The sequence below is a fragment of the Rhodococcus sp. ENV425 genome (assembly GCF_002887785.1).
GTDB lineage: Bacteria > Actinomycetota > Actinomycetes > Mycobacteriales > Mycobacteriaceae > Rhodococcus > Rhodococcus aetherivorans.
The window spans coordinates 1-8,639 of record NZ_PCZU01000132.1; the positions used below are offsets into that span (position 1 = coordinate 1).

Below are 8,639 nucleotides of genomic sequence, written 5' to 3' on the forward strand. Positions count from 1 at the left end.
GCTCGTCGTGCTGGCCGGGGGTGCGGAACGCGACGGCATCGACACCTCCGTCGAACGGATCGCCGGGCCGGTCGTGCGCGCGGTGGGCGCGGCTGCGGCTCTCGTCGCCGGTGCCGGTGTGCTGTTGCCGGTGCAGCCCGGGGCCGGTTCGGTCCTGGGCTATCCGTGGGGCTACGACGTGTGGGGGCGGGTGCTGCTCGCCGTCGCGGTGGTCGCAGCGGTGCTGGTCGCAGCGCGGTCGCGGCCGGCCCGGGGCGGTGTGCTGCTGCTCGGCGCGGCGGCGTCGGTGGCCCTGTATGCGGCGTCGTGGTTGCTCGTGCGGAGCCCGGAGCAGGAGCCGGTGAACGGCGTCCTCACACTGCCTGCAATCCTTGGGGTGGTGTTCCTCCTGGCTGCGGCGTGGCTCACAATCCGGGAGGAAAATCCGTGAGGTACCCCTCGGGCCCCTCGCTCCGGTGACATGCGACACATACCAGGAGTGCGGGCGTTTGGTGGGACTTCCGACTAGTTACAGTCCGAACGGACCCGCTCATACCCCTCGAGCGGGCGTCAACGCAGACGAGACGGTGAGCAGATGGATCTCTTCGAATACCAGGCGAAGGAACTCTTCGCCAAGCATGGTGTGCCGACGTCGCTGGGTCGTGTGACCGACACGGCCGACGATGCCAAGGCGATCGCCGAGGAAATCGGTAAGCCTGTGATGGTCAAGGCCCAGGTCAAGACCGGTGGTCGTGGCAAGGCCGGTGGCGTGAAGTACGCCGCCACCCCCGAGGATGCGAAGACCCACGCCGAGAACATCCTCGGCCTCGACATCAAGGGTCACATCGTCAAGAAGCTCCTGGTCGCCGAGGCCAGCGACATCGCCGAGGAGTACTACATCTCCTTCCTGCTCGACCGGGCCAACCGCACCTACCTGGCCATGTGCTCGGTCGAGGGCGGCATGGAGATCGAGGAGGTCGCGGCCACCAAGCCCGAGCGTCTCGCCAAGGTTCCCGTGGACGCCGTCAAGGGCGTCGACCTCGCGTTCGCGCGCAGCATCGCCGAGCAGGGCCACCTGCCCGCCGACGTGCTCGACGCCGCGGCCGTGACCATCCAGAAGCTGTGGGAGGTCTTCGTCGCCGAGGACGCCACCCTGGTCGAGGTCAACCCGCTCGTGCGCACCCCCGACGATCAGATCCTCGCCCTCGCCGGCAAGGTCACCATCGACGAGAACGCGGGCTTCCGCCACCCCGAGCACGCCGAGCTCGAGGACAAGGACTCCACCGATCCGCTCGAGGCCAAGGCCAAGGAGCACGATCTGAACTACGTCAAGCTCGACGGCCAGGTCGGCATCATCGGCAACGGCGCGGGCCTGGTCATGTCGACCCTCGACGTCGTCGCGTACGCCGGTGAGAAGCACGGCGGCGTCAAGCCCGCCAACTTCCTCGACATCGGTGGCGGCGCGTCCGCCGAGGTCATGGCCGCCGGCCTGGACGTCATCCTGAACGACGGCCAGGTCGAGAGCGTGTTCGTCAACGTCTTCGGTGGCATCACCGCGTGCGACGCGGTCGCCAACGGCATCGTCAAGGCGCTGGAGATCCTCGGCGACGAGGCCAACAAGCCGCTGGTCGTCCGCCTGGACGGCAACAACGTCGAGGCGGGCCGCAAGATCCTGGCCGACGCCAACCACCCGCTGGTCACGCTGGTCGGAACCATGGACGAGGCCGCTGACAAGGCCGCCGAGCTGGCGCACGCCGCGAAGTAAGGACACACGGAGAACATGTCTATCTTCCTCAACAAGGACTCGAAGGTCATCGTCCAGGGCATCACCGGCGGCGAGGGCACCAAGCACACCGCCCTGATGCTCAAGGCCGGTACCCAGGTCGTCGGCGGCGTCAACGCCCGCAAGGCCGGCACCACTGTGTCCCACACCGCCGCCGACGGCTCGGCCGTCGAGCTGCCCGTCTTCGGTACCGTCGCCGAGGCGATGAAGGAGACCGGCGCGGACGTCTCGATCGCGTTCGTCCCCCCGAAGTTCGCCAAGGACGCCATCATCGAGGCCATCGACGCGGAGATCCCGCTGCTCGTGGTCATCACCGAGGGCATCCCGGTGCAGGACACCGCGTACGCGTGGGCCTACAACGTCGAGAAGGGCAACAAGACCCGGATCATCGGCCCCAACTGCCCCGGCATCATCACCCCGGGCGAGTCGCTGGTCGGCATCACCCCGGCCAACATCTCCGGCAAGGGCCCGGTGGGCCTGGTGTCCAAGTCCGGCACCCTGACCTACCAGATGATGTTCGAGCTGCGTGACTTCGGCTTCTCCACCGCCATCGGCATCGGCGGCGACCCGGTCATCGGCACCACCCACATCGACGCCATCGAGGCGTTCGAGAAGGACCCCGAGACCAAGCTCATCGTCATGATCGGCGAGATCGGCGGCGACGCCGAGGAGCGCGCGGCCGACTACATCAAGGCCAACGTGACCAAGCCGGTCGTCGGCTACGTCGCCGGGTTCACCGCTCCGGAGGGCAAGACCATGGGCCACGCCGGCGCCATCGTCTCCGGCTCCTCGGGCACCGCGCAGGCCAAGAAGGACGCCCTCGAGGCGGCCGGCGTGAAGGTCGGCAAGACGCCGTCCGAGACCGCCGCTCTCGCGCGCGAGATCCTGCAGTCGCTGTAGGCGGCTCCGCCGCCGGTGCGTCCTTTGGGCGGTCCTGACCGCCCAAAGGACGCACCGGCAGCTCCGCTGCCTACCCGTCCACCCATTCGGTGCCGACGGGCTCGAGCTCGCCGGCGCCGGCCGTCGCCGACGCCACCACGCTCCGCAACCCGGCCGCATCCCGGGCCGCGACCGTGAAGACGACACGCTCCGTGTAGGACACGTCGAGCACGCTCACCCCGCGGCCCCGTAGTTCCGACTCCACCCGGCCGGCGTCACCGTGCCCCACCGCCAGGGTGAACACCTCCCGTCGCTCCCGCGGCACCAGCGTCGCCGCGTCGACCGCGACGGCCACCGCACCCGAATACGCCCGGACCAGTCCCCCCGCGCCGAGCTTGATGCCGCCGAACCAGCGGGTGACCACCACCGCGACGTTCACCAGATCGCGATGGTGCAGCACCTGCAGCATCGGCACCCCGGCCGTGCCACCCGGTTCCCCGTCGTCGCTCGACCGTTCCGCCCGGTGCGCCGGCTCGTCGCCCACCACGAAGGCCCAGCAATGGTGCCGCGCATCGGGATACAGCCTCCGCTGTTCCTCGACGAAGGCGAGCGCGGCGGTATCCGAGTCGACGCGACGCAGCGCGGCGAGAAAGCGGGAATGCTTGATCTCCGTCTCGGCGACGACGTCCGCTCCGGGCTCGAGGGTGCTGGGCATGCGCACATTCTCGCCGGTGGGGATTAGCCGGATTCGCGGGACTCCTGCCGCCCACGGTGATCGTGCCTAGGCTGGTCACAGAGCAGCCGACGACATCAGGAGGAGCGATGACCTACCCAGCAGGCTCGGGAACGGGCCGGTCCGACACCCCGTCAGGTCCCACGGGGTCGTCGACCGGGGGCGGATCCAGCCTCGCCTCCCGTGGCTCCGACAAGGTGGTGCCGCTGCTCCTGCCGATCGCCGTCGCGGTGCTGGCGGTGCTGAACTTCCTGCTCGGCCTGGCCCCGTACGTGCGGATCTCCTTCGGCACCCAGGTTGCGCTGTCGTCGTTCGACTTCGGGTTCGCGGTCGTGCCGCTGGCCTTCCTGCTCTTCGGTGGCGCGGCCGCGGCACTGTCGCTGCTACCGGGTCAGGACCTGCGCTCCGTTGCGGTGGCGGCCTCCGCGGTCGGCTTCGTGGTGTCGCTGTTCCAGCTCTTCCACCTGCCCGACGACACCGGCATCTCGTGGGGTGGGGTGTCGATCCTCGTCCTCGGCTTCCTGCAGACTGCGCTCGCGCTGATGGCGCTGCTCTTCGGGATCGGCATCCTGGTGCCCGGCCAGCGCCGCGCGCCCGCGCAGTCGTTCGGCGGCCAGGGAGGCGGCGGGCAGGGCGTGGGCCAGGGGTACAGCGGCGGCCAGGGCTACAGCGGTCAGGGGTACGGCGGCCAGGGCTACGGAGCGCAGGGTGCCGGCGCGGGGCAGGGCTATCCGTCCGGTCAGGGCTACGCTCCCGGCGCGGCGTCGAGCGGATACGGAACGCAGGGCTCCGGCTACCCCTCGGGGTCCTCGGCCTACCCCTCGGGGTCCTCGGCGCAGTACCCCGGCTACCAGCAGCCGCAGTACTCCACCGGGCAGTACCCGTCGGGGCAGTACTCCACCGGCCAGTATCCGTCCGGGCAGCACCCGTCCGGACAGTACCCGGGATCCCAGTACCCGGGCACCCAGTACTCGGGCGCGCAGCCGCGCGAGCACTACCCCAGCCCGGACTACGGCGCCCAGACCGAGCACCTGAGCCAGCCGCTGCGCGTCGACCGGCCGCAATCCGAGGGGCAGCACCCCGGCCAGCAGGCCTACACCCCGACGGGAGCCCAGGCCCCGTACGGCGCCGGGTCGCCCGGTCCTTCGGGCCGGCCGGGGGAGCCCGCCGGTGGCGGCGCGGACGAGCCGACCGTGCTCGCCCCCCGGCACGCCGATTCCGAGCAGGATGCCGCGGGGCGTCCGTCGGAGGACGACGCCGAGCGGACGTCGGACCCGGCGCCGACGCAGGCGTTCCGCCCCGGTGACGAGCCGCGGTGACGGCTCCCGCACGTGCTGCGGCGCGCCTGACCGTCACGACCGTCGCCGGGTGACACTCTCGACACGATGACCTCGACGCTAGGCCGGTCCGACCGGCGCACCACCCCGGAAGGCAACCCGGTCGAACCGGAGCAGCTGCGGATCCTGCTCGGCACGGCGGCCAGGGTGCCGGCAGTGACCCTCGCGTTGATCGCCACGCTGGTGGTGACCACGATGGTGGCCGCGAGCAGCGACCTGACCGGCATCTACGCGGCGATCGCGGGAAGCTGGCTGGCCCTGCATCAGGTGACGCTGACGATCGACGGGGTAGCGCTCGGCGTGCTGCCGTTGCTGCCGACGGCGGTGCTGGTGTGGCTGACCGCCCGGGCCGCGCGTTCGGCCACCGACGCCTTCGTCGCGCTCGGCGGCCGTCCGCTCGATCGTCGGAACGCCTCACGCATCGCCGTGGCCACCCTCGCCGGTCCGACGGTGATCACGATCGTGGCACTGATCGTGATCCAGGATGCGGCGAGTGTCCTGCCCGTCGTCACCCCCAATCCGGCGGCCGCGCTGGCCTGGGTGACGGCCCTCTACCTGCTCGGGGCCGGGCTCGGCATCGGTGCCCGGACGTGGCGGCCGCTGTCCGTCCGCTACGGCGTGCCGAACTGGCTGGTCGCCGCCGTGCGCCCCGCGGCCCGCGCGGTGCTGGGGATGTTCGCGGCGGCCGGGGTGGTGACCGTACTCGGGCTGCTGTGGTCGTGGACCGTGGTCGGTGACCTGATCGGCCGCGGCGGGGGAGTGACCGGGGCGTTCGGGTTGACGGTGCTGTCGGTGCTGTACCTGCCCAACGTGCTGATCGGGGCCGCCGCCGTGGTGGCCGGGAGCACGGTGCAGTTCGGCGACGTGACCCTGAGCCTGTTCGAGGCGACCGGCGGTGACCTGCCCGCGCTGCCGGTGCTCGCCGTGATCCCACCGGGACCGGCCGCGCCGTTCTGGCCGGTGCTGCTGGCCGTTCCCGCGACGGTGGGTGCGCTGCTCGGACGGTACGTCGCCCAGCGCCACCTCGAGGCGCGGGCCCGGGGGGAGTACGTGTCGTCCACCGACGCCGCGCTCACGGTGGTCGCTGCGGCGGCGCTCGCGGGCGCGACGAGCGCGCTGGCCACGTGGGTCGCCGGTGGCCCCCTGGGGATCTTCGGCGTGGTCGGCGGAAACTGGTGGCTTGCCGGGGTTCTGGTATTCGCGTGGTCGGGGCTGCTGGGCCTCGTCACGTCGCAGCTGCTGCTGTGGCGCGAGCACCGCCTGGCCGCGGCGGAGGCCGCCCGAGCGTCGGCCGCCGCGGAGGAGTCCGCCACGGAGACCGCCGCCGCCGAGAATCCCGACGGCGACGAGCCGGTCGAGGAGGCCGACGCCACCCCGCTCGACGAGGCGAAGGCGCTCGAGGCGGGCCCGGCGACGCCGGCCGCCGACGTGCTCGAGGCCGAGATCGTCGAGGACGGCCCCGAGGGGCAGCAGGACGCCGCCGACGCCGGGGGCGACGCAGACGCCGCAGGCGACGCCGGGGCGCCCGCCGTCGCCGGCACCGAGCGCGAGGACCCCGCCGACGACGAGCGTGTGCACGTCGCCGACGCGGAACTCGAGGACGCCGCCGACGAGCCGGGCGGGTCCGGCGTAACCGAGCAGGATGCCGGCGCGCCGCCGGAGCGCAACGGTGACCTGCCGGAGGGGGCCGCACCCCCCAAGGGCTAGGCTCTACCCGGCCGAGCATCCGGCCGACCCCTCTCGAGTTCCAGGAGTAGAGCGCTGACTGCCTCGCGTGACCAGCTGCCGCCGACTGCGCCGGCACGGGTCGTCGTCCTCGCCTCGGGCACCGGAAGCCTGCTGCGGTCGCTGATCGACGCGACGCACACGGACGGGTACCCCGCCCGGATCGTCGCCGTCGGAGTGGACCGCGAGTGCGCCGCCGAGGGGCATGCCGAGGCCGCCGGCATCCCGCATCTCCGCGTCGTGCTGCGTGAGCACCCGGACCGCGCCGCGTGGGACCGCGCCCTCACCGACGCCGTCGCCGCGCACGAGCCGGACCTGGTGGTCTCCGCCGGTTTCATGAAGATCCTGGGGCCGACCTTCCTGCACCGGTTCGGCGGCCGCATCGTCAACACCCACCCTGCGCTGCTGCCGGCGTTCCCCGGCGCGCACGCAGTCCCCGACGCCCTCGCCTACGGGGTGAAGGTCACCGGGTCGACCGTGCACCTGGTCGATGCCGGTGTCGACACCGGCCCCATCCTGGCGCAGGAACCCGTGCCGGTCCTCGACGACGACGACGAGGCCACCCTGCACGAACGCATCAAGGTTGTGGAGCGACGGTTGCTGGCCGACGTGGTCGCCGCCGTCGCCACCCGTGGAGTTGTATCCGATGGACGAAAGGCCGTGATCCCCAGTGACCGAACGTAAGGCTGTGCGACGTGCACTCGTCAGCGTCTACGACAAGACCGGTTTGGTCGAACTGGCGACGGGTCTGCACGAGGCGGGTGTCGCGCTGGTCTCCACCGGCTCCACGGCCGCGACCATCGCCGGCGCCGGCATCCCCGTCACCAAGGTGGAGGACCTGACCGGCTTCCCCGAGTGCCTCGAGGGCCGGGTCAAGACGCTGCACCCGCGAGTGCACGCCGGCATCCTCGCCGACACGCGCAAGCAGGACCACCTCGACCAGCTCGCCGAGCCCGGTGTCGAGGCGTTCGAGTTGGTCGTGGTGAACCTGTACCCGTTCACGCAGACCGTCGCCTCGGGGGCCACCCCCGACGAGTGCGTCGAGCAGATCGACATCGGCGGCCCGTCCATGGTGCGTGCCGCCGCGAAGAACCATCCGTCGGTCGCCGTCGTCGTCGACCCGGCCCGGTACGACGACGTGCTCGACGCCGTCAAGGCGGGCGGCTTCACCCTGCCGCAGCGCAAAGCCCTTGCCGCCCAGGCGTTCCAGCACACCGCCGCCTACGACGTGGCGGTGGCGAGCTGGATGAACGCCGGTTATGCCGTCCCGGAGGCGGACGCCGCCGAGCAGTTCCCGGCCTGGGCCGGTGCGACGTGGCAGCGTGCGGCCGTGCTGCGGTACGGCGAGAACCCGCACCAGGCGGCGGCGCTGTACGTGAACGAGGCCGGCGAGCCGGGCCTGGCCCGCGCCGAGCAGTTCCACGGCAAGGAGATGTCCTACAACAACTACCAGGACGCCGACGCGGCCTGGCGCGCCGCGCACGACCACGACCGGCCGTGCGTCGCGATCATCAAGCACGCCAACCCGTGCGGCATCGCGGTGGCCGACACCGTCGCCGAGGCGCACCGCAAGGCGCACGAGTGCGATCCGGTGAGCGCGTTCGGCGGCGTGATCGCCGTCAACCGCGAGGTGAGCGTGGCGATGGCCGAACAGGTCGCCGAGATCTTCACCGAGGTGATCATCGCCCCGGCGTACGCGGCCGGCGCGGTCGAGGTGCTCAGCCGCAAGAAGAACATCCGCATCCTGCGGGCCGACTCGCCGCAGGCGGCGCAGATCGAGCTGCGTCAGATCTCCGGCGGCATGCTGCTGCAGGAGCGCGACACCCTCACGGCGCCGGGTGATTCGGCCGGGAACTGGGAGCTGGCCTGCGGCGAGGCCGCCGACGCCGAGACCCTCGCGGATCTCGAGTTCGCCTGGCGCGCCTGCCGGGCCGTGAAGTCCAACGCGATCCTGCTCGCTGCGGGCGGCGCCACCGTCGGCGTCGGCATGGGCCAGGTCAACCGCGTGGACTCCGCCCGGCTCGCGGTCTCACGCGCCGGGGACCGTGTCACCGGATCCGTCGCCGCATCGGACGCGTTCTTCCCGTTCGCGGACGGCCTGCAGGTGCTCACCGAGGCCGGCGTCAAGGCCATCGTGCAGCCGGGTGGTTCGGTGCGCGACAACGAGGTGATCGAGGCCGCTCGCGAGGCCGGCGTGACCCTG

The 8,639-nt window shown here is 71.8% G+C and carries 7 protein-coding genes and 1 pseudogene; 7 read left to right on the forward strand and 1 reads right to left on the reverse strand.

Going from position 1 to position 8,639, the window contains the following annotated elements; translation table 11 throughout:
- The 3 genes and pseudogenes from CQZ88_RS10310 to sucD all read left to right on the forward strand — a co-directional run.
- Window positions 1–430, forward strand: a pseudogene (locus CQZ88_RS10310) (hypothetical protein); the annotation flags it as partial.
- A gap of 144 nt (window positions 431–574) precedes the next feature.
- Window positions 575–1,744, forward strand: coding sequence for an ADP-forming succinate--CoA ligase subunit beta (sucC, locus tag CQZ88_RS10315; protein ID WP_102799701.1), 1,170 nt, complete (start codon window positions 575–577; stop codon window positions 1,742–1,744).
- 15 nt (window positions 1,745–1,759) lie between these two features.
- Entirely contained in the window at window positions 1,760–2,662 is a 903-nt protein-coding gene (sucD, locus tag CQZ88_RS10320; protein ID WP_003937757.1) for a succinate--CoA ligase subunit alpha, read from the forward strand.
- Window positions 2,663–2,732: 70 nt separating this feature from the next.
- Here the strand turns inward: sucD and CQZ88_RS10325 are convergent, their stop codons facing one another.
- Complete coding sequence (locus CQZ88_RS10325; RefSeq protein WP_050036291.1) at window positions 2,733–3,356, reverse strand: YigZ family protein; 624 nt, start codon at window positions 3,354–3,356, stop codon at window positions 2,733–2,735.
- A gap of 107 nt (window positions 3,357–3,463) precedes the next feature.
- Here CQZ88_RS10325 and CQZ88_RS10330 point away from each other — a divergent pair, with 107 nt between their 5' ends.
- The 4 genes from CQZ88_RS10330 to purH form a co-directional block, all read left to right on the forward strand.
- Window positions 3,464–4,693, forward strand: coding sequence for a DUF5336 domain-containing protein (locus CQZ88_RS10330; protein WP_168579298.1), 1,230 nt, complete (start codon window positions 3,464–3,466; stop codon window positions 4,691–4,693).
- A gap of 66 nt (window positions 4,694–4,759) precedes the next feature.
- The gene (locus CQZ88_RS10335) at window positions 4,760–6,418 is read left to right on the forward strand and encodes a DUF6350 family protein (RefSeq protein ID WP_102799702.1); all 1,659 of its coding nucleotides are present in this window, start codon (window positions 4,760–4,762) and stop codon (window positions 6,416–6,418) included.
- A 54-nt stretch (window positions 6,419–6,472) separates the two neighbouring features.
- Window positions 6,473–7,120, forward strand: a complete 648-nt coding sequence (gene purN / locus CQZ88_RS10340; protein ID WP_081637056.1) for a phosphoribosylglycinamide formyltransferase — start codon at window positions 6,473–6,475, stop codon at window positions 7,118–7,120.
- Window positions 7,107–8,639 (forward strand): bifunctional phosphoribosylaminoimidazolecarboxamide formyltransferase/IMP cyclohydrolase (gene purH / locus CQZ88_RS10345; protein ID WP_102799703.1); only part of this gene is annotated, 1,533 nt, incomplete at its 3' end. The genes purN and purH, both read left to right, overlap by 14 nt.